General features: G+C 71.9%; 18 protein-coding genes and 1 other RNA gene. 11 read left to right on the top strand and 8 right to left on the bottom strand.

Annotation, left to right across the window (positions count from 1 at the left end):
* Positions 1-8: 8 nt before the first annotated feature.
* Positions 9-1,040 (bottom strand): NADP-dependent oxidoreductase, encoded by a 1,032-nt coding sequence (locus VIG79_RS08690; RefSeq protein ID WP_331884625.1) that lies wholly within the window; start codon positions 1,038-1,040, stop codon positions 9-11.
* A gap of 5 nt (positions 1,041-1,045) precedes the next feature.
* Positions 1,046-1,543 carry a DUF427 domain-containing protein gene (locus tag VIG79_RS08685; protein WP_331884623.1) on the bottom strand — a complete coding sequence of 166 codons (498 nt, stop codon included), beginning with the start codon at positions 1,541-1,543 and terminating at the stop codon, positions 1,046-1,048.
* Between the two features lie 108 nt (positions 1,544-1,651).
* Here VIG79_RS08685 and ssrA point away from each other — a divergent pair.
* Positions 1,652-2,018, top strand: a transfer-messenger RNA (tmRNA) gene (gene ssrA / locus VIG79_RS08680).
* A 99-nt stretch (positions 2,019-2,117) separates the two neighbouring features.
* Here ssrA and trxA read toward each other — a convergent pair.
* Positions 2,118-2,504: a thioredoxin gene (gene trxA / locus VIG79_RS08675; protein WP_331884621.1), complete on the bottom strand. Its 387-nt coding sequence runs from the start codon at positions 2,502-2,504 to the stop codon at positions 2,118-2,120.
* A gap of 28 nt (positions 2,505-2,532) precedes the next feature.
* Positions 2,533-3,201: an SIMPL domain-containing protein gene (locus VIG79_RS08670; protein ID WP_331884619.1), complete on the bottom strand. Its 669-nt coding sequence runs from the start codon at positions 3,199-3,201 to the stop codon at positions 2,533-2,535.
* 166 nt (positions 3,202-3,367) lie between these two features.
* On the opposite strand from VIG79_RS08670, the gene VIG79_RS08665 reads away from it, so the two are divergent.
* The 6 genes from VIG79_RS08665 to VIG79_RS08640 all read left to right on the top strand — a co-directional run bounded on the left by VIG79_RS08665 (position 3,368) and on the right by VIG79_RS08640 (position 10,604).
* Positions 3,368-4,606, top strand: a complete 1,239-nt coding sequence (locus tag VIG79_RS08665; RefSeq protein ID WP_331884617.1) for a hypothetical protein — start codon at positions 3,368-3,370, stop codon at positions 4,604-4,606.
* A gap of 722 nt (positions 4,607-5,328) precedes the next feature.
* Complete coding sequence (locus VIG79_RS08660) at positions 5,329-7,008, top strand: DEAD/DEAH box helicase (protein ID WP_331884615.1); 1,680 nt, start codon at positions 5,329-5,331, stop codon at positions 7,006-7,008.
* An 81-nt stretch (positions 7,009-7,089) separates the two neighbouring features.
* Positions 7,090-7,659: a YqgE/AlgH family protein gene (locus VIG79_RS08655; protein ID WP_331884613.1), complete on the top strand. Its 570-nt coding sequence runs from the start codon at positions 7,090-7,092 to the stop codon at positions 7,657-7,659.
* A 17-nt stretch (positions 7,660-7,676) separates the two neighbouring features.
* Positions 7,677-8,147 (top strand): DUF1992 domain-containing protein, encoded by a 471-nt coding sequence (locus VIG79_RS08650; RefSeq protein ID WP_331884611.1) that lies wholly within the window; start codon positions 7,677-7,679, stop codon positions 8,145-8,147.
* Positions 8,148-8,174: 27 nt separating this feature from the next.
* Positions 8,175-8,468 (top strand): DUF3039 domain-containing protein, encoded by a 294-nt coding sequence (locus VIG79_RS08645; RefSeq protein WP_331884609.1) that lies wholly within the window; start codon positions 8,175-8,177, stop codon positions 8,466-8,468.
* 117 nt (positions 8,469-8,585) lie between these two features.
* On the top strand, positions 8,586-10,604 hold the full coding sequence (locus VIG79_RS08640; protein ID WP_331884607.1) for a DUF2156 domain-containing protein: 2,019 nt from the start codon (positions 8,586-8,588) through the stop codon (positions 10,602-10,604).
* Here the strand turns inward: VIG79_RS08640 and VIG79_RS08635 are convergent.
* The 3 genes from VIG79_RS08635 to VIG79_RS08625 are packed head-to-tail and all read right to left on the bottom strand — an operon-like array spanning position 10,529 to position 12,366.
* Positions 10,529-11,527, bottom strand: a complete 999-nt coding sequence (locus tag VIG79_RS08635; protein WP_331884605.1) for a hypothetical protein — start codon at positions 11,525-11,527, stop codon at positions 10,529-10,531. The two genes, VIG79_RS08640 and VIG79_RS08635, sit on opposite strands and share 76 nt — an antisense overlap.
* The gene (locus tag VIG79_RS08630) at positions 11,524-11,877 is read right to left on the bottom strand and encodes a GntR family transcriptional regulator (RefSeq protein WP_331884603.1); all 354 of its coding nucleotides are present in this window, start codon (positions 11,875-11,877) and stop codon (positions 11,524-11,526) included. Before VIG79_RS08630 ends, VIG79_RS08635 begins: the two co-directional genes overlap by 4 nt.
* A gap of 9 nt (positions 11,878-11,886) precedes the next feature.
* Positions 11,887-12,366: an Lrp/AsnC family transcriptional regulator gene (locus tag VIG79_RS08625; protein WP_331884601.1), complete on the bottom strand. Its 480-nt coding sequence runs from the start codon at positions 12,364-12,366 to the stop codon at positions 11,887-11,889.
* A 107-nt stretch (positions 12,367-12,473) separates the two neighbouring features.
* Between VIG79_RS08625 and hppD the strand changes: the two genes are divergently transcribed.
* Genes hppD through VIG79_RS08610 form a run of 3 tightly spaced genes read left to right on the top strand, consistent with a single transcriptional unit; the run spans position 12,474 to position 15,466 of the window.
* Positions 12,474-13,727, top strand: a complete 1,254-nt coding sequence (gene hppD, locus VIG79_RS08620) for a 4-hydroxyphenylpyruvate dioxygenase (RefSeq protein ID WP_331884599.1) — start codon at positions 12,474-12,476, stop codon at positions 13,725-13,727.
* Between the two features lie 52 nt (positions 13,728-13,779).
* Entirely contained in the window at positions 13,780-14,820 is a 1,041-nt protein-coding gene (locus VIG79_RS08615) for an RDD family protein (protein ID WP_331884597.1), read from the top strand.
* Positions 14,810-15,466 carry an IclR family transcriptional regulator gene (locus VIG79_RS08610; RefSeq protein ID WP_331884595.1) on the top strand — a complete coding sequence of 219 codons (657 nt, stop codon included), beginning with the start codon at positions 14,810-14,812 and terminating at the stop codon, positions 15,464-15,466. The genes VIG79_RS08615 and VIG79_RS08610 overlap by 11 nt, the downstream gene beginning before the upstream one ends.
* Before the next feature lie 38 nt (positions 15,467-15,504).
* On the opposite strand, the gene fahA is transcribed toward VIG79_RS08610, so the two are convergent.
* The gene (fahA, locus tag VIG79_RS08605) at positions 15,505-16,749 is read right to left on the bottom strand and encodes a fumarylacetoacetase (protein WP_331884593.1); all 1,245 of its coding nucleotides are present in this window, start codon (positions 16,747-16,749) and stop codon (positions 15,505-15,507) included.
* Positions 16,750-16,816: 67 nt separating this feature from the next.
* Here fahA and VIG79_RS08600 point away from each other — a divergent pair, with 67 nt between their 5' ends.
* Positions 16,817-18,088 (top strand): homogentisate 1,2-dioxygenase, encoded by a 1,272-nt coding sequence (locus VIG79_RS08600; RefSeq protein WP_331884591.1) that lies wholly within the window; start codon positions 16,817-16,819, stop codon positions 18,086-18,088.
* Positions 18,089-18,114 lie beyond the last annotated feature (26 nt).

The raw sequence follows: 18,114 nt of genomic DNA, 5'->3' as shown, positions 1-18,114 counted from the left end.
TCTGCCGGCTAGAGGCGGACGAGCATCTTTCCGGTGTTGCCGCCGGTCAGCACCGCCAGGAACGCGTCGAAGGTGCGCTCGATCCCCTCGATCACCGTCTCCCGCCACACGATCCGACCGTCGCGAACCAGGGCGCCGACCTCCTCCTCGAACTGCGGTCGCAGGTCGCGATGGTCGACCACGATGAACCCTCGCAGCGTGAGCCGTTTCCCGATGGCGAGCGACAGGTTGCGCGGCGCGGCGGGCGCCTCGGTGTCGTTGTACTGCGCCACCGCGCCGCACATCGCCACCCGGCCCCCCTGGCGCAGACTCGAGATCGCCGCCTCCAGGTGATCGCCGCCGACGTTGTCGAAGTAGACGTCGATGCCCTCGGGAGCCGCCACCTTGAGCGCTTTGTGCAGCGGACCGGCCTTGTAGTCGATCGCCCGGTCGAACCCAGCGTCATCGAGCAACCAGCGCACCTTATCCGGGCCACCGGCGCTCCCAACGACCAGCGACGCGCCCTTCAGCCGAGCGAGCTGGCCCACGATCGAACCCACGGCGCCGGCCGCCGCCGACACGAAAACCCTGTCTCCAGAACGGAACTCGCCGACACGGAGCAGCCCCGCGTAGGCGGTAAGACCCGGCATGCCGAGGATCCCCAGGTACGACTGCGCGGGCGCCGCCTTGGCGTCGACTACGCGGACGGCTCGTCCCGTCAGCAGCGCATGCGTCCGCCAACCGGCGTCGTGCAGCACCGTGTCGCCGCGTCGGACGGGTCGCCCCGCCCGGTCGGTCATCTCGCCGCGGACCGACTCGACGACACCGACCGCCCCGCCGTCCATCGGCCCACCCAGCGGGAACGGCGGCACGTACGACGGGGCGTCGTTCATCCGCCCCCGCATGTAGGGGTCCACCGACAGGAAGGTGTTGCGGATCAGGGCTTCGCCCTCGTCGAGGGGCGGCAGCGACATCTCGACCAGCTCGACGTCGTCGGCCGCGGGCTCGCCGACCGGCCGCCGAACCAGCCGCCACTCGGCCATCGTTCCGTCTGCGCTCATCTCGCCTACCAGCCCGTCGTTCCGGGGCCGCCCTTGAACGGGCCGACGACACGGGACGTGATCCAGCCGCCATAGAAGCCGCCCGCCTGCGGCACGACGACCTCACCGCCCACCGTGCACTCGTCCATGGCACCGGGCATCAGCGCCACGTGGTCGACGAGCGCCTCGAAGCCGGGGGAGGGCTGTCGGTAGGTCCAGCCGGCGCGGGCGGCGCGCCGGCCACCCGCCACCACGTCGAAGTACGACGCCGACCCCTTGAACTCGCAGAAGGTCGTCCCCCCGACCGGAACCAGCGAACCGTCGAGGAACGAGGCGTACGGCAGGTAGAAGGCCGGCGGATGGCTGGTCTCCAGCACCCGCAGCGCCGACCGCGTACGGGAGACGACCTCGTCGCCGAGGACGACGACGACCTCCTCCCCGCTGGCCTCGACGCGTGGCGGTCGGGGGTAGTCCCAGACCGACTCCTGACCGGGAGCGGGCGTGACACGGCTTGCTGGTGGCATACGAGCATCCTGCCTCCCGCACCGGGAATCGAAGTTGGTGGGGTGGGCGTTGACCGCCATACTGGAGGTTCTTGACAACTGAACAGCGTGACGTTGGTGCCCCCTCAGGGGGGTGATCGGTTTCGACGGTGGTCGTCTCACCAGGAGAAGCGGGCCGAGGATGTGCGGTTATCTCGTTAACGCTCCGTGCAAACCAATAGGTGCCAACTCCAAGAGCACCGACCTCGCCCTCGCCGCCTGAGCGAGCGCATAGGTCCGTCAGCCTGAGGTAGTTCCCGACTCAGTGCCTGGCGTCAGCTAGGGAACTCACCGCGCGGTCATGCCGAGGGGCCGCGGGGGACATCTACTCGGCTGGGCCTGTCGGAGAACGTGTGCGCGCGAGCTCCGAGGCCGAGAAAATCCATAGCGCACTGCGCCCGGAGAAGTCCTGGTCATTCGTCATCGGACGCGGGTTCAATTCCCGCCACCTCCACCATGCGGCACCCACGTCACGCTGTTCGTCACGACAGCAGGGCCCGACCGGTCTCCGGTCGGGCCCTGCTGGTCTGGCGGCTCCTGCCGTTGCGTGTGCGGGTCAGCTTGCGCTCTGCTCGACCTTCTCGTCCTTCTTCTCGGCCAGCTCCGCGCGGACGGCGTCCATGTCCAGCGCCCCGACCTGCTGGACGAGGGACTGGAAGGCCTCCTTGGGCAGCGCACCGGGCTGGCGGAAGACGAGGATCCCGTCCCGGAACGCCATCAGCGTCGGGATCGAGGTGATGTTGACGGCGGCGGCGAGCGCCTGCTCCGCCTCGGTGTCCACCTTGGCGAAGACGATGCCGTCGTGCTGCTCCGAGACGTCCTCGTAGACGGGGCCGAAGCGCTGGCACGGCCCGCACCACTCGGCCCAGAAGTCGACGAAAACGGTCCCGTTGTCGAGCACGGTCTGCTCGAAGTTCGCTGCGGTCAGCTCGGTCGTGGCCATACGTCCTCCAACGGGCCGGGTGGGTCGACTATTCCGAGGCGGTTCGGTCCGCGGCGCCGACCGACGACCCGTCCAGCGCCCACGTCACGGTGACGGTGGCGATGACGGTCTGCTCGCCGGCCTCGACCGGCATCGCGGAGTCGGCGCTGGCCATGGCCATCCGCATCATCGGCCGAGCCGGGCCGCCGCCGACGGCGCCCTCGACGACGGACCGGACCTCACCGAGGACCGCGTCGGACAGCGCCGCATACTGGCGGGCCTTGGCCCGCGCGTCGAGGAACGCCGCGGACCGCGCCTCGTCCTGCAGCGCGGAGACGTCGCTGAGGTCGAGCTGGATCGAGTCGACCGACAGGCTGTTGCCGGCCACGCCCGCGACCGCGTCGACGACGGCGCCGACCCGGTCGACGTCGCGCACGATCACCCCGAGGCGGTGGAAGGCCTGGTACCCAACGACCCGCTGCCCGTCCCTGTCGTACCGAGGGTGCACCCCCGCGCCGGTCGAGCTGATGTCGCCGGCGCGCACGTCCTGGGACCGCGCGGCCGCGCCGATCGCCTGCACGCGTTCGCCGACCAGCCGCAGCGCCGAAGAGACGTCGTCGCCGTCGCAGGTCACGCCGAGGGCGAGCCGCACGACGTCCGGGGTCGCCGTGGACCTGCCGCTCCCGGTCACCTGGACGATCCGGCGGTGTCTGGACATGCGGGTCACGGTACCTGCCCGTTAGGGCGGAACCCTCCCGAACTCGGCGATACCGACGTACCGTGGTGCGGGTCGGATCTCGGGGAACCGACGACGGTATGCGCCGGGTCGTGAGCGACTGGGGCACGGAGATCGAGCAGGGGCAGCGGTGCGGCGGTTACGAGTGGTGCGGACTCCCGAGTTCCCTGCGCCGAGCGTGCCGGTCGCGCCGGCCGACGACCTCGTCGAGCTGACGCCCTACACCTCCGACGCGGTCCCTACCGCACGCGCCACGAGGACCGTCGTGCTCCCGCTCCTCCTCGTCGGATGCCTCGGCGCGCTGGCGCTCCCGGTCGCCGTCGCGGTGCCGTATGCGCCTCCGGCCGGGTCCCCGGCGGCGCCGGCCGCCGCCGCTGTCCTGCTGCCGCCGGGCACGAAGGTCGACCAACCGGTCGCCGAGCTCGACGACCGGGCCCCGACCCGGACGTTCGTCACCATGACCGCGTCACCCACCTCGGCCCCGACCTCGACCGAGACCGCCGTCGCCGGCACTCCGGCCGACGCCGCGCCGGTCGACGAGGCCGCCGTCGAGGCCCAGGCGCAGTCGGCCCTGTCCGGCGCTCCCGGCGTCACCGACGGGGCGACGGGCATCCCGGTGACCGTGCTCGCCGCATACCGGAGGGCGGAGGCCAACCTCGCGGCGGCCAAGCCGTCCTGTCACCTGCCATGGTGGCTCGTCGCGGGCGTCGGCCGGATCGAGAGCGGCCACGCGTTCGGCGGGCGCGTCGACGCGAACGGCAACACCCGCGGCCGGATCATGGGGCCGCTCCTCGACGGGTCCTCGCCCGGTACGGCGGTCATCCGCGACACCGACGGCGGCAAGTGGGACGGTAACGCGACGTACGACCGGGCTATCGGCCCGATGGGGTTCCTGCCGGGGTCGTGGACCGAGTGGGGCCAGGACGGCAACGGCGACGGGGTGGCCGACCCCAACAACGTGTTCGACGCGGCCACGGCGGCCGGCTACGTGCTCTGCTCGGTCGGCGACCTGTCGAACCCGGCCACGATGGCCAAGGCCGTGCTCCGGTACAACCACTCGGCGTCCTACGTGAACATCGTGCTGACCTGGGCCGCGGCCTACCGCGACGGCGTGACGCCAACCGCCGACTCGACGGGTTCTGTTCCGGCGCCGGCGCCGGCGAGTGCGACCACACCGCCCGCTTCGACCCCTCCACCGTCGTCGTCGCCCCCGCCGCCGGCCTCCACGCCCCCGCCGCCCCTGCCGCCCCTGCCGCCATCGACGCCATCGACGACGACCACCACCCGCCCAGTGACCACGACGACCACGACGGTCCCGCCAACGCCGACGACGACCACGACGCCTCCGACCACGACGACGACGGTCCCGCCGACCACGTCGGGCTGACGTCGGGCTGACGTCGGGCTGACGTCGGGCTGCCGTCGCGTCGGGCTGCCGTCGGGCTGACGTGACGTGCGGCTCGCGTCGGGCTCTTGTCGGGCCTCGTCGCGCTGCGTCGGGTCACCCTTCCCGTCGTGGTCGAGGCTTTCGGCGGCTACTGATAGAATCCGGGTTCGAACCAGGCATCCTGGGCGCAAGGCTGCGCCCCACCTCCCGCCGATGTGGGTGGTGACCAGACGAAGCCGGTTCCCTGACCGACCGGGCGCCCGCCCGGATCCCGGTCCACCGGGCGCCGCCAGCCGGCGCCTGAGGTACGTCTTGCACGGTCGCTCTCGCCAGGCGGCTCGAGGCGTGTCTAGCCCGAGTCACTGTTGTCATAGACCGAAAGAGCTGAACTTCCCGTGCCCAAAACCCGTACTGCCTCCTCGAGCGCGCCCAAGAAGGCTCGCTGGAGCACCGCCCAGAAGGCGGCCGCCCGCAAGGGGTCGCCGTCGAGCCGGACCGACCGTCCGGGTCGCCCAGACCGCCCTGTTCGCTCGGACCGCCCCGCTCGCTCTGATCGCCCGGTTCGCGCCGGCCGACCCGATCGCGTCGAGCGTTCGGATCGTCCCGATCGCTCCGACCGTTCCGACCGCCCTGTGCGTTCGGACCGTCCCGTGCGTTCGGACCGTCCCGTGCGTTCGGACCGTCCCGTGCGTTCCGACCGTCCCGTGCGTTCCGACCGTCCCGTGCGTTCCGAGCGTCCCGACCGCGGCTCCTACTCCGCCCGTCCTGAGCGCACCGAGCGTCCTGAGCGCTCGAGCTACCCGGCTCGGGAGCGCGAGTACTCGCGCGACGACCGCCCCGTGCGTCGCGAGTCCGCCCCGGACGGCGACCGTGCGCGCTACGCGCGACCCGTCCGCCGCGAGGGTGTCGGCCACGACGGCGAGCGCCGCCGTCCCCCGCACCACGATCGCGCCGCGTACCAGCCGCACTCGACCCGCAACCACGTCCCCGGTCACGCCGCGGGCGGCATCGACCCCGAGGCCGAGCGGATCGCCGCCGACTCGTGGACCAAGTCCACCCGTCGCTCGGTGAGCACCGGGCCGGTCGAGGTCGCGCCCGACAACCCGTTCACCGCACTCGGCCTGCCCGAGCGGCTTGTCGAGCGACTGGCTCGCGACGGCATTACCGAGCCCTTCCCGATCCAGACCGCCGCGATCCCCGACGGCCTCGCCGGCCGCGACGTGCTCGGACGCGGCCGTACCGGCTCTGGCAAGACGTTGGCCTTCGGACTCCCGACCGTCACCCGCCTCGCCAACGACGCACCGAGCTCCGCCCCTCGTCGTCCGCGAGCCCTGGTCCTCGTGCCCACCCGCGAGCTGGCCATGCAGGTGTCCGACGCGCTGGAGCCGTTCGTGCACGTCATGGGCCTGCGCCACAAGCTCGTCGCCGGCGGTCTCAGCTACACCACCCAGATCGCCGCCCTCAACCGCGGCGTCGACCTGCTCATCGCCACGCCGGGCCGTCTGAACGACCTCATCGAGCGTGGTGCCATCGAGCTCGGCGACGTCCAGATCGCCATCCTCGACGAGGCCGACCACATGGCCGAGATGGGGTTCCTGCCGGAGATCACGTCCATCCTCGACCTGCTCCCCGAGGGTGGTCAGCGGTTGCTCTTCTCGGCGACCCTCGACCGGGGCGTCGACGGGCTGGTCGAGCGGTACCTCACCGACGCCGTGACCCACTCCGCCGACGACGCCCAGGCCTCGATCACGACGATGGCCCACCACGTGCTCCTCGTCGATCCGCAGCACAAGAAGGTCATCACCGCCGAGGTCGCGAACCGACCGGGCCGCACCGTGGTCTTCGTCCGCACCAAGCTCGGTGCCGACCGCGTCGCCGAGCAGCTGCGCGAGCAGGGGGTCCTCGCGGCCGCGCTGCACGGCGGTCTGAGCCAGGGGGTCCGGAACCGGGTCCTCGGCGCGTTCCGCGACGGCACCCTCCCGGTGCTCGTCGCCACCGATGTCGCCGCTCGCGGTATCCACGTGGACGACGTCTCCGTGGTGCTCCAGGTGGACCCGCCGGCGGACCACAAGGACTACCTGCACCGCTCGGGCCGTACCGCACGGGCCGGCGAGACCGGCACCGTCGTCACGCTCGCCCTCCCGCACCAGCGTCGCACCATGGAGCGCCAGCTGCGCGACGCCGGTGTCGACGCGGTACCGGTCAAGGCCGTGCCGGGTGACTCGGTGATCGCCGACACCGGGGGTCGTACCCCGACCGGCATCGCCGTGGCCGACGAGGTCTACCGCCGCCTCCTCGAGGCGGAGAAGCGCCCGCGGCGCGGCCCCGGTGGTCCCCGTGGACCTCGTGGCGGTGCCGACCACCGTGGTGGCGGTACGCGCGGACGTCGCCCCCGCCCGTAGGCCACACCCGTCCCGATCCCACGACGCTCGCCGACCGCATACCTGCGGCCGGCGAGCGTCGTCGGATGCGAGACTGGCGCCGTGGTCGACGACGTGCGGGCGTTCTTCGCCGGCCGTCTCCTCGTGGCCTCGCCCCAGGTCGAGGAGGAGACGTTCCGGCGGTCCGTCGTGCTGCTGCTGCACCACGACGAGGACGGCGCCCAGGGCGTCATCCTCAACCGGCCGATCGAGGCCGACATCGACGCCGTCCTTCCGGGCTGGAAGGACGTCGCGTCCTCGCCGCAGACCGTGTTCCAGGGCGGCCCGGTCGAGCTCAACTCGGCGATCGGTCTCGTCACGGTCCCCGGTGACGAGCGGGAGCCACTGGGGGTCAAGCACCTGTTCGGAGGCCTCGGCCTCGTCGACCTCGACGCGCCGCCGAACCTCGTCGCTCCGGAGGTCGCCGGTATGCGGATCTTCGCCGGCTACGCGGGCTGGTCCGGTGGGCAGCTGGAGAACGAGATCCTCCGGGGGGACTGGTACGTCGTGGACAGCGAGTCGCGGGACGCCTTCTCGATGGCTCCGGAGCGGCTGTGGTCCGACGTCCTGCTGCGCCAGAACGACACCCTCAAGCTGGTCGCGAGCTACCCGGACGACCCCTCCCTGAACTGACGCGGGAACATGGCGCCATGAGCCACCAGTACCGCGAGGGCTGGGTCGATCGGCAGATCCGGGAGGCCCAGGAGCGCGGCGAGTTCGACAACCTGCCCGGCGCCGGCAAGCCGCTCGGCAACCTGGGGGACCCCAACGACCCCGACTGGTGGGTGCGCCGCTACATCGAGCGCGAGCAGCTCGACGTCTCGGGCGCCCTCCCCGCCCCTCTCGTGCTGCGCAAGGAGGCCGCGTCCTTCCCGGACTCGCTGGCCGAGGTCCGCACCGAGGCGGAGGTCCGCGAGATCCTCGAGGACTTCAACCGGCGGGTCAAGGTCGACCGGCTGCGCCCGGCGGTGGGCAACCTGCCGCCCCTGCTGGCCCGGACCGTGGACGTCGACGACATCGTCGAGCAGTGGCGGCGGCTCCGCGAGTCGATGGCCCCACCGCCCTCCGAGCCGGCCGCGCCCCCGCCACCGCCACGGCCCTGGTGGCGGCGTCGGCGTTAACGCTGAGCCCCCGCCTACACTCGCGGGATGAGCCAGCCGTACCCCGAGCCGCTGCGCGAGCCCGAGGCTCCGCGGACGGCGACGTCCGTCCTCGAGCGCGAGGAGACCCAGGAACAGGTCGCCGAACCGGGCGACCACGAGCGGTTCGCCCACTACGTGCGCAAGGAGAAGATTCTCGAGAGCGCCCTGAGCGGCGAGCCCGTCGTCGCGCTCTGCGGCAAGGTCTGGGTCCCCGGACGAGACCCCAACAAGTTCCCGGTGTGCCCGGTCTGCAAGGAGATCTACGAGGGTCTGCGCAAGGCCGAGGGCAACGACGACTAGTCACCCCACGAAGTTCTCCGCTCCGCTCCGATACGTCGCGGGGACCCCGACTGGACCCGGACCGGCCCGGCTGGCCGCAGCGGTATCAGCGGGTTCGGCGCGCCCCTCTGTGCGGGTGTGGCCACCGCCCTCTCCCTCGGTCGGGCTGCCGCGCACACGACGCGCCGCCGCCTGCCCGTCACCGCAACGCTGACGGTTGCCGTCCTCGCGCTCGGGGCGGCAAGCGGCGCGCTGTGGACCCCCCTCGTCGGTGAACCACTCGCCGACGCGGTGGGGTACGGACCGGCGAGCGTGCACACGGGTCACTGGTGGGGTCTGGTCACCGGCGCCTTCTTCGCGGACCACCCGGTCGCTTATGTGGCGCTCCTGCTCGGGGTCGTGCTGGGTGGCGGGTTCGCCGAGTGGCGCCTCGGTGCGGGACGCGCGCTCCTGGCCGGCCTGGTCGTCCACCTCGTCGCCGTCGGGGGAGCGATGGCCCTGGTCCTCGGCGCTGCCGGGCACGGGTGGGACTGGCCTACCGGCCTCGCGCGCCACAGCGACCTGGGCATGACGACCGCCCTTCTCGGCGCCGCGGCGGCCGCCTCCGCGACGCTCTCCCCAGGATGGCGGCTCCGGCTTCGTGCGCTGCTCGTGGGGTATGCCGCGCTCGCCCTGGTCGTCGCCGGCGGCCTCGCCGACCTGGAACGGCTGCTCGGCATCGCGGCCGGGCTCGCGCTCGGTCCGATGGTCGCCTCCGCTTCTCGGCGGCGCGGCCGTGCGCGCCGTGCCGACCGCCGGCTCGTCGTGGCGCTCGCCTTGCTCGTGGTCGCGCTGGTGACCCTTCCCCGTGCGGTGGTCCTGCCGTGGCCGCTGGACCGGCGAGCCCTGGGGTGGCCGCCCGCCGGCCCCGCCGTCCTCGCCGACATCGTGCTGCTGCTCGCCGCCGGCGTTCTCGTCGCCTGGCCGGTGCGTCACCGGGTCCACCGCGCGCCCTCGGCCGAACGGCACGCGGAGCGCCGGCTGGTACGGGACCGGCTGAGGTCGGTCGGCTCCACCAACCGGCTGGCCTGGATGACGACCTGGCCGCAGAACCGGTGGTTCCACAGCTCTGCCGCCCCCGGCTACCTGGCCCACCGGGTGCACGCCGGCGTCGCCATCGGACTGTGCGACCCGGTCGCGCTCGACGAGTCGGGGCGAGACCTGCTGCTGCACGAGTTCGCCACCCGGGCTCACCGGCGCGGGCTCGTCCCGTGTGTCTTCGCGGCCACCGCCGAAACCGCGGCCACGGCGGTGGCGATGGGGTGGCGGGTGCTGCCCGTCGGCGAGGAGGCTGTCGTGGACCTACCGGGCCTGGCCCTCCATGGTCGCGCCTGGCAGGACGTCCGGACCGCCCTCAACCACGCGGCCCGCCGGGGCATCACCGTCGAGACCGGCCGGTTGGACGAGCTACCCGACGCCGTCCGGCTCCAGGTGGCCGAGATCTCATGCGGCCGGACCACCGGGCGACGGCTGCCCGAGCTGGGCTTCACCCTCGGCGGTCTCGACGAGGCCGCCGATCCTGAGGTGGTGGTGTCGGTCGCGATCGACCCCGCCGGCGTGGTCCACGGCGTCACGTCGTGGCTGCCGTCGCACCGTCCGTCCGACGGCACGGTCGAGGGCTGGACGCTCGACGTCATGCGGCGTCGCGAGGGCCGTGACGCGTTCCGTCCGGTGATGGAGCTGCTCATCGCCACCTCACTGCTGCGGTTCCGCGACGAGGGGTGCGCCTGGGCCTCGCTGTCGGCGTCCCCGCTCGCTGCCACCGGGGCTGCCGTCGATGCCTCAGGCCGCTCGGCCGGCCTCGAGCTGATGGTGCAGCGCGTCGCCATCCGGCTCGAACCGTTCTACGGGTTCCGGTCGCTGCGCGCGTTCAAGGCGAAGTTCTCACCGCGGTTCGAACCCCTCTACCTCGTCTACCCCGACGACGTGGCGTTGCCGAGGATCACGGTGGCCCTGGCCCGCGCCTATCTGCCCGAGGCCCGGCTGCGGGACCTTGCCGCCCTGTGGCCCGACCGGCATACCGAGGAGCGACCCGCTCGCGGTCAGGCGTCCGCGGCGCGGGTGACCAGCGCGTTGAGCACCGCCGCCGCCTCCCCGGCCCCGTCCACGGAGACGTAGGTCCGCGTCCCGTCGCGTTGCACGACCCGCAGTGCCTCGCCGGACCGCGTCACGAAGGCGCGCTGGTCGGCCCTGAACCGGAGCCCGAACCCGCCGAACTCCTGGAACGCCTGGAGCTCGGACCGCTCCGCGTAGGCGACCGAGGAGAGGGGTACCCGAAGCCACCGCACGATCCCGGCCGACGTGACCCGCAGCCCGTCCGCGTCGACGACCACCCGCGCATGGGCCACGAGGAGCAGCATGACGATCCCGAAGGCCGGGCCGACAGCCGCCCATGGTCGCGCTACGACCGCGACGAAGCAGCCGAGCGCGGCGAGGGCCACGGCGACCCATACCAGCCAGGAGCCGGCCGCGGTCCAGCCGAACCACACCAGCCGCTCACCGGCGGCGAGAGGTATGCGTGGAGCATCCGCCGGGACGGCGGGGATCGCCGAGTCGGGACGGGGGAGAACGGGGTTGAGCATCCAGGCCACGGCGCCCAGTGTCGCGCCGACGAGGGCGCCCACGAGGAAAAGCCCCGGTGGGAGCGTCGCGGCGCTCGGATCGGTGACCCCGCGCTGGCCCAGCAGAGCCCCGTAGAGCACGGCGCCGAGGAAGCCGCTCATCACGCCGACGGTGGTCGCCATGACGCGGCGCCCGTCGCCGGGCATGCCCCACGCCACCAGTGCGAGCAGCAGCGAGAGGCCGACGACGAACGCGGTCGCCGTCACGGTGTACGCCACCAGGGTCTGCGTGCCGTCGACCCCGTTCGGGCCCCAGTGGCTCGCGACGACGGCGGGCAGCTGCGACCAGGAACCGGCTACCAGGGCGAGACCGGTGACCACGGCGAGTGCGGGCAGGGCGATGACCGTCGCGGCGTAGCGGCCGGTTCCGGGAACCGGCGGACGCTGGGTCGTCGAGGTGGGCTGTCGGGTCGTCATCATGACCACTCCTTCGTGACGAGCGAGACGGTCTCCTGCCGGCTGAGGCCCGCGGTGCCGGCGGCGCGCACCAACGCGCGCACCGCCTCGCCGACCTCGACCAGCGCGGTGGGCTGGGCTCCGGTGACGACCGCACCGCGGCCGCGGCGCAGGTCGACCAGGCCCTCGTCGCGCAGCTCCTGGTAGGCCCGCAGGACGGTGTGGAGGTTGACGTCCAGGGACCGGGCGACCTCCTTGGCCGCCGGCAGGCGGTCACCCGTCGCCAGCCGGCCCTCGAGCACCTCGCGACGCACGCCGGCGGCGATCTGCGCGAAGATCGGGAGGGTGGACGCGGGGTCCACTCGGAGGAGCATAGTTCTAGTTTAACTAGAAATAGCCGCGGTCACCAGCGGAGCGGTCCGGTACTCGATCCGGGTCGCCAGCGAGATGGCGGTCGACGCGCGGATCACGTGCGAGTCGTCGACGACGAGGTCGATGACCCGCTGCAGGTCCGCGTTGTCACGGGCGACGGCCCGGATCAGCAGGTCGCCGGAGCCGGTGATCGTGTGCGCCTCCAGCACCTCCGGGATCCGGGCGAGGTGCTCGACGACCGGACCATGGCCGCGGCCCTGTCGGATCTCCAACGTGCAGAACGCCGTCACCGGGTAGCCGAGGGCGCCAGGGTCGACGGTCGGCGCGAACGAGCGGATCACCCCGCGCTCGGTCAGCCGGTCGAGGCGGGCCTGGACGGTGCCTCGGGCCACGCCCAACCGGCGGGAGGCGCCGAGCACACCGACGTTCGGCTCGTCGGTGTAGAGCCGGACGATGCGGGCGTCGAGCTCGTCCAGGTTGACGGGGGGCATGGACAGAGTGTCCAGTGTTTGACGGCATGCAGGCAACAACCTGCGCACCGTGACCAGCGTGTCGGGTACCGGTTGACCAGGACCGACCGGTACCGCATGCTCCGGTCATGACGACGACGATGGTGTCCCAGGTCGATGACGACGCGACCGACCCGACCGACCTGACCCAGCAGGAACGCGACGCCGGTTTCGACGTCCACCAGCTGAAGCAGCTGGTCGGACTGGTCGCCTACGACGAAGCCAAGGACGTCTTCCCGGTGACCGGCTGGGACGCCATCGTCTTCGTCGTCGGCAACGCGACCCAGACGGCGCACTACTACCAGTCCGCCTGGGGTATGCAGCTGGTCGCCTACCGCGGGCCGGAGACCGGGTATCGCGACCACAAGTCCTACGTGCTCGAGTCCGGGTCGATCCGGTTCGTCGTCTGCGGCGCGGTCAACCCCGAGAGCCTGCACGCGGACCACCACCGCAAGCACGGCGACGGCGTCGTCGACATCGCGCTCGAGGTGCCTGACGTGGACCGGTGCATCGTCCAGGCTCGGAGGGCCGGCGCGACCGTGATCGAGGATCCGCACGACGAGTCCGACGAGCACGGGACCATCCGCACCGCTGCCATCGCGACCTACGGCGACACCCGGCACACCCTCGTCCAGCGGGTCGTCGCGGGCCACCGGTACACCGGCCCCTACAAGCCGGGCTTCGTGGCGGCGGCGTCGACCGTCTCGCGTCGCGAGGGTCAGCCCAAGCGGCTCTTCCAGGCCCTCGACCACATCGTCGGCAACGTCGAGCTCGGCCAGATGGACGAGTGGGTAGGCTTCTACAACCGGGTCATGGGCTTCGTGAACATGGCCGAGTTCGTCGGCGAGGACATCGCGACCGACTACTCCGCCCTCATGTCCAAGGTGGTGGCCAACGGGAACCACCGGGTGAAGTTCCCCCTCAACGAGCCGGCCGTGGGCAAGCGCAAGAGCCAGATCGACGAGTACCTCGAGTTCTACCAGGGCCCGGGTGCTCAGCACCTCGCCGTCGCGACCAACGACATCCTCAGGACCGTGGATGCGCTGCGGGACAACGGTGTCGAGTTCCTCAGCACTCCGGACTCCTACTACGAGGACCCGGAACTGCGGGCTCGGATCGGCGAGGTCCGGGTCCCGATCGAGGAGCTGCAGAGTCGCGGCATCCTCGTCGACCGTGACGAGGACGGCTACCTCCTGCAGATCTTCACGAAGCCCCTCGGCGACCGCCCGACCGTCTTCTTCGAGCTCATCGAGCGGCACGGCTCGCTCGGCTTCGGGAAGGGCAACTTCAAGGCCCTCTTCGAGGCGATCGAGCGCGAGCAGGAGCGGCGCGGCAACCTCTGAGGTCGGCGCAGAGTGGTCGGCTAGCCAACGTGGGTATGGGAAACTCCGAGGTATGAGCCAGCGCGCCGGGTGGTACGACGACCCGGAGAACTCCGAGAACCTCCGGTACTTCGACGGTGTCCTGTGGACCAGCCACACCACTCCACGGACCTCACCGACGGCGGGACAGACGACGATCGGGCTCGCCGAGCAGAAAGCCGCGCAGCAGGCCGCGCAGCAGGCCCCGACGCAGCCGGCACCGACGCAGGAGGTCCCGCAGACGCCGACCCAGCAGCTGCCCTACGGCGGGCAGCAGCAGGACTCCTCGGGGTACGGCCAGTCGCCCCAGTACGGGCAGCCGCCTCAGTACGGCCAGCAGCCTCCCTACGGGCAGCAGCCTCCCTACGGGCAGCAGCAGTACGGCCAGCAGCAGCAGTACGGCCAGCAGCAGCAGTACGGCCAGTACCCGCCGGCGCCTCAGTACGGCCCTCCCGGCTACCCGCCCCAGGGTGCTTACAACCGGACGCCGCCGGCCTACTCGACGGCTCTGGGCGTCAAGACGACACCCGATGGCGTGCCGCTGGCGAGCTACGGGCAGCGCGTCGGCGCGTGGTTCATCGACTTCGTCATCCAAGTCGCCATCACGACGGTGGCCGGTTGGTACTGGCTGTCCCAGTTCGTGGCCTGGTACACGTCCTGGTTCACGCAGATCATGAACGAGGCGCAAGGCGGCGGCTCCCCGACCTTCGACCAGGCACAGCTGTCGGACCAGATCACGGGCTACGTCCTGCCGATCTCGCTGATCAGCTTCGCCGTGACGATCATCTACCAGGTCGCCTTCCTGACCTGGCGCGGCGCGACGCCGGGGAAGATGGCGGTCGGCATCTCGGTCCGGCTGCGCGACACACCGGGCAACCCGACGTTCCTCGTGGCCCTCAAACGGCAGACCATCTACGTCGGCACGAGCCTCCTGAGCCTGGTCCCCGGGATCGGTGCCTCGTCGGTGATCATCAAGATCCTCAACCTCCTCTGGCCCCTCTGGGACGACAAGAGGCAGGCGCTGCACGACAAGATCGCCAAGACCAACGTCGTCGTCAAGCGTCGTGGTCGCTGACCGGAGCGACCCGCCCGGCTCCTTCTCGCTGACCCTCGACCGGGGCCTGCGCCTGCTCGACCTGCTCGCCCGCCCCGAGAACGCCGCGGGCATGACCGTCACGGCGCTGGCCGCGAGCCTCGGCATGAGCCGCACCGCCGCATACCGGCTGCTCGGCACGCTCGAGTCCCACGGGTACGTCGTCCGGCTGCCGGGCGGGCGGGTGCGGTTGGGGTATGCGGTGACGCGTCTGGCCGCGGCCGTCGCGCCGCTGGTGCGGGCCGCCGCGACGCCGGTGCTGCGGCGGCTGGCCGACGAGCTCGGCGCGACCGCGCATCTGACCCTGGTGGACGGGGACGGAGCGCTCGCGGTCGTCGTCGTGGAGCCGACCTGGACCGATGTGCACGTGGCCTACCGGCCAGGGACGCGGCACGGGCTGGACCGCGGCGCAGCGGGGAGAGCCATCGTCCGGGGTCGCGAAGGTGGCGAGGGCTGGGTGACGAGCCGGAGCGAGCTGCAGCCCGGCGCGCACGGCGTCGCCGCCCCGTTGCCGGCGGGCGAGGTCGAGGGGTCGGTCGGGGTGGTCGCCCTGAGCGAGCTGGACGAGGACCGGGTCGGCCCGGCCGTCGTCGCCGCCGCGCGTGAGGTCGGCGACGCCCTGGCCTGACGCCGCCTCGTCACCGGGTGGAGGTATACCCGAGCGCCCTAACGCTCCCCGTAACCTCCACCCGATGCGGGTTGACGCGCCGGGACGATCCGCCCGGTCACCTCACTCACACCGACCCGCGAACCGCCCGGTCCCGGCGCCCACGCCGTCATCGTCACGACGTCACCGTCCTCGAGGAACCCACGTGCGGTCCCGTCGTCGAGCTCGAGGCGGTCGCGGCCGTTCCAGGTCAGCTCGAGGAGACTCCCGCGCGTGTGCGCCTCGGCACCACTCACCGTGCCCGACGCGAAGAGGTCGCCGTTGCGAAGCGACGCTCCGTTGACCGTGAGGTGGGCCAGCATCTGTTCGGGGGACCAGTACACGTGGCGGAACTCGGGCCGCGCGACCACGGTGCCGTTCACCGTCACCTGGAGATGGAGGTCGATCCCGCGCGCGGCGGGTCCGCTCAGGTACGGCAACGGCTCGGGCTCCTGTCCGGGCAGGTCGACCCGCGCTTCGGTGAGCGCGGCCAACGGCGTGACCCACGCGGAGATGCTCGTCGCGAACGACTTGCCGAGGAACGGGCCGAGCGGCACGTACTCCCACGCCTGGATGTCACGGGCGCTCCAGTCGTTGAGCAGGACCACCCCGAAGAGGTGGTCGCCGGCCTCGGAGAGCGGCACCGGCATACCGAGGTCCGTCGCCCCTCCGACGACAAACCCGACCTCGGCCTCGATGTCGAGGCGCGCGCTCGGCCCGAACGAGGGCAGCGACGAGCCCGCGGCCCGGTGTTGCCCGCTGGGCCGGACGACGTCGGTTCCGCTCGCGACGACGGTGCCGGCTCGCCCGTGGTAGGCGATGGGCAGGTGCTTCCACGCGGCGGGCAGGTCGGGACTGTCGGGCCGGAAGATCTGGCCGACATTCGCGGCATGGTGCTCAGCGGCGTAGAAGTCGACGTAGTCGGCGACCTCGAAGGGCAGGTGCATGGTGACCGCGTCGAGCGGGTGCAGGTGGGGCTCGACCGCGTCGCGGTAGGCGTCGCCGCTCAGCACCATGGTCAGCCACTCGCGCGCTGCCGCCCAGGCCTGAGGGCCGCGGCCGAGGAACCGGTTGAGGCTCGAGCAGGCCCACGTCTCGCCGGACTCCATCCCCGCCTGTTCCGCGGCGGCGGCGGCGTCGAGGACGAACCCGCCGATGCGTACCCCGATCCGCGGTGTGGGCCGGTCCGCGGTCGAGAAGACCCCGTAGGGGAGCGTCTGGAGGCCGAACGGGTCGGTCGCGTCGAGGTCGAGCCAGCTCGTCATGGTCGCTAGAATATCGCTACACAACTGTCCGATTATCGGACGCTCGTGGTCACGAACGGGAGCAGCGATGGCGCACTACCAACGGATGGGCAGCGTCCCTCACAAGCGGCACACCCAGCACCGGCGACCGGCGTCGCGCGGGAAGCAGGGCGCCCTCTACTACGAGGAGCTGATGGGGGAGGAGGGCTTCTCGTCCGACTCGTCGCTGCTCTACCACCGCAACATCCCGTCCACGATCGCCGACTCCCGCGAGTGGTCCATCCGAGACCTGTCGACCACGCCGAACCATCCGCTGGTCCCGCGGCACCTGCGGTTGCACGACCTCTTCGACGCGGGCGCGGTGCGACGGACCGACCCGGTGACCGGACGGCGGCTCGTCCTCGGCAACGGCGACGTGCGCATCTCGTATGCGGTGTCGGCGCTCGCGAGCCCCTGGTATCGCAACGGGATCGGCGACGAGTGCGTCTTCGTGGAGCGCGGCCGGGCGCGGGTCGAGACGGTGTTCGGCGCGTTCGACGTCGGTCCGGGCGACTACGTCGTGATCCCGCGCGCGACGACGCATCGATGGGTCCCGCGCCGGTCCCCGCGGGATCCCTTGCGCACGTACGCGATCGAGGCCAACTCGCACATCGCGCCGCCGAAGCGGTACCTCTCGAAGTACGGCCAGCTCCTCGAGCACGCCCCCTACTGCGAGCGCGACCTCCGGCTTCCGGCGGGTCCGCTGCTGGCCGAGGACGTGGGCGCTCGCGCGGGCGACGAGACCGAGGTGTTCATCAAGCACCGCGGGTCCGGACCCGGGGGCGTCGTGGGCACCGTGCATACCCTGCCGTTCCACCCGCTCGACGTCGTGGGCTGGGACGGGTGCCTCTACCCCTACGTCTTCAACGTCGCGGACTTCGAGCCCATCACCGGGCGCGTCCACCAGCCTCCACCGGTGCACCAGGTGTTCGAGGGCTGGAACTTCGTCATCTGCAACTTCGTGCCGCGCAAGGTCGACTACCACCCGCTGTCGATCCCGGTGCCCTACTACCACTCCAACGTCGACAGCGACGAGATCATGTTCTACGTCGACGGCGACTACGAGGCGCGGAAGGGGTCCGGGATCGGCAAGGGCTCGATCTCGGTGCACCCCGGCGGTCACCCCCACGGCCCGCAGCCAGGCGCGACCGAGGGCTCGATCGGCGTCCACTACTTCGACGAGCTGGCCGTCATGGTCGACACGTTCCGCCCGCTGGAGCTCGGCGAGGCCGGACGCGCGGTCGACGACGGCCAGTACGCCCTCAGCTGGCTCCGCGGCTCCCACCGGCGCGCAGCCGCCGAACCCCCGTCCCACGGCTGACCGCAACCACTGACGCCAGGGTCGAC

Source organism: Lapillicoccus sp., from assembly GCF_036559105.1.
Taxonomy (GTDB): Bacteria; Actinomycetota; Actinomycetes; order Actinomycetales; family Dermatophilaceae; genus Lapillicoccus.
Note: the sequence above shows the minus strand (reverse complement) of the source record. Positions and strands in the feature narration are given on the sequence as shown.

Bases quoted from the DNA above. Each gene is read 5' to 3' on its own strand.
- VIG79_RS08670 (WP_331884619.1), bottom strand. From the start codon at position 3,201: ATGTCCAGACACCGCCGGATCGTCCAGGTGACCGGGAGCGGCAGGTCC.
- VIG79_RS08635 (WP_331884605.1), bottom strand. From the start codon at position 11,527: ATGATGACGACCCGACAGCCCACCTCGACGACCCAGCGTCCGCCGGTT.
- VIG79_RS08625 (WP_331884601.1), bottom strand. From the start codon at position 12,366: ATGCCCCCCGTCAACCTGGACGAGCTCGACGCCCGCATCGTCCGGCTC.
- VIG79_RS08690 (WP_331884625.1), bottom strand. From the start codon at position 1,040: ATGAGCGCAGACGGAACGATGGCCGAGTGGCGGCTGGTTCGGCGGCCG.
- VIG79_RS08600 (WP_331884591.1), top strand. From the start codon at position 16,817: ATGGCGCACTACCAACGGATGGGCAGCGTCCCTCACAAGCGGCACACC.
- VIG79_RS08645 (WP_331884609.1), top strand. From the start codon at position 8,175: ATGAGCCAGCCGTACCCCGAGCCGCTGCGCGAGCCCGAGGCTCCGCGG.
- fahA (WP_331884593.1), bottom strand. From the start codon at position 16,749: ATGACGAGCTGGCTCGACCTCGACGCGACCGACCCGTTCGGCCTCCAG.
- trxA (WP_331884621.1), bottom strand. From the start codon at position 2,504: ATGGCCACGACCGAGCTGACCGCAGCGAACTTCGAGCAGACCGTGCTC.
- VIG79_RS08685 (WP_331884623.1), bottom strand. From the start codon at position 1,543: ATGCCACCAGCAAGCCGTGTCACGCCCGCTCCCGGTCAGGAGTCGGTC.
- VIG79_RS08650 (WP_331884611.1), top strand. From the start codon at position 7,677: ATGAGCCACCAGTACCGCGAGGGCTGGGTCGATCGGCAGATCCGGGAG.
- VIG79_RS08630 (WP_331884603.1), bottom strand. From the start codon at position 11,877: ATGCTCCTCCGAGTGGACCCCGCGTCCACCCTCCCGATCTTCGCGCAG.
- VIG79_RS08615 (WP_331884597.1), top strand. From the start codon at position 13,780: ATGAGCCAGCGCGCCGGGTGGTACGACGACCCGGAGAACTCCGAGAAC.
- hppD (WP_331884599.1), top strand. From the start codon at position 12,474: ATGACGACGACGATGGTGTCCCAGGTCGATGACGACGCGACCGACCCG.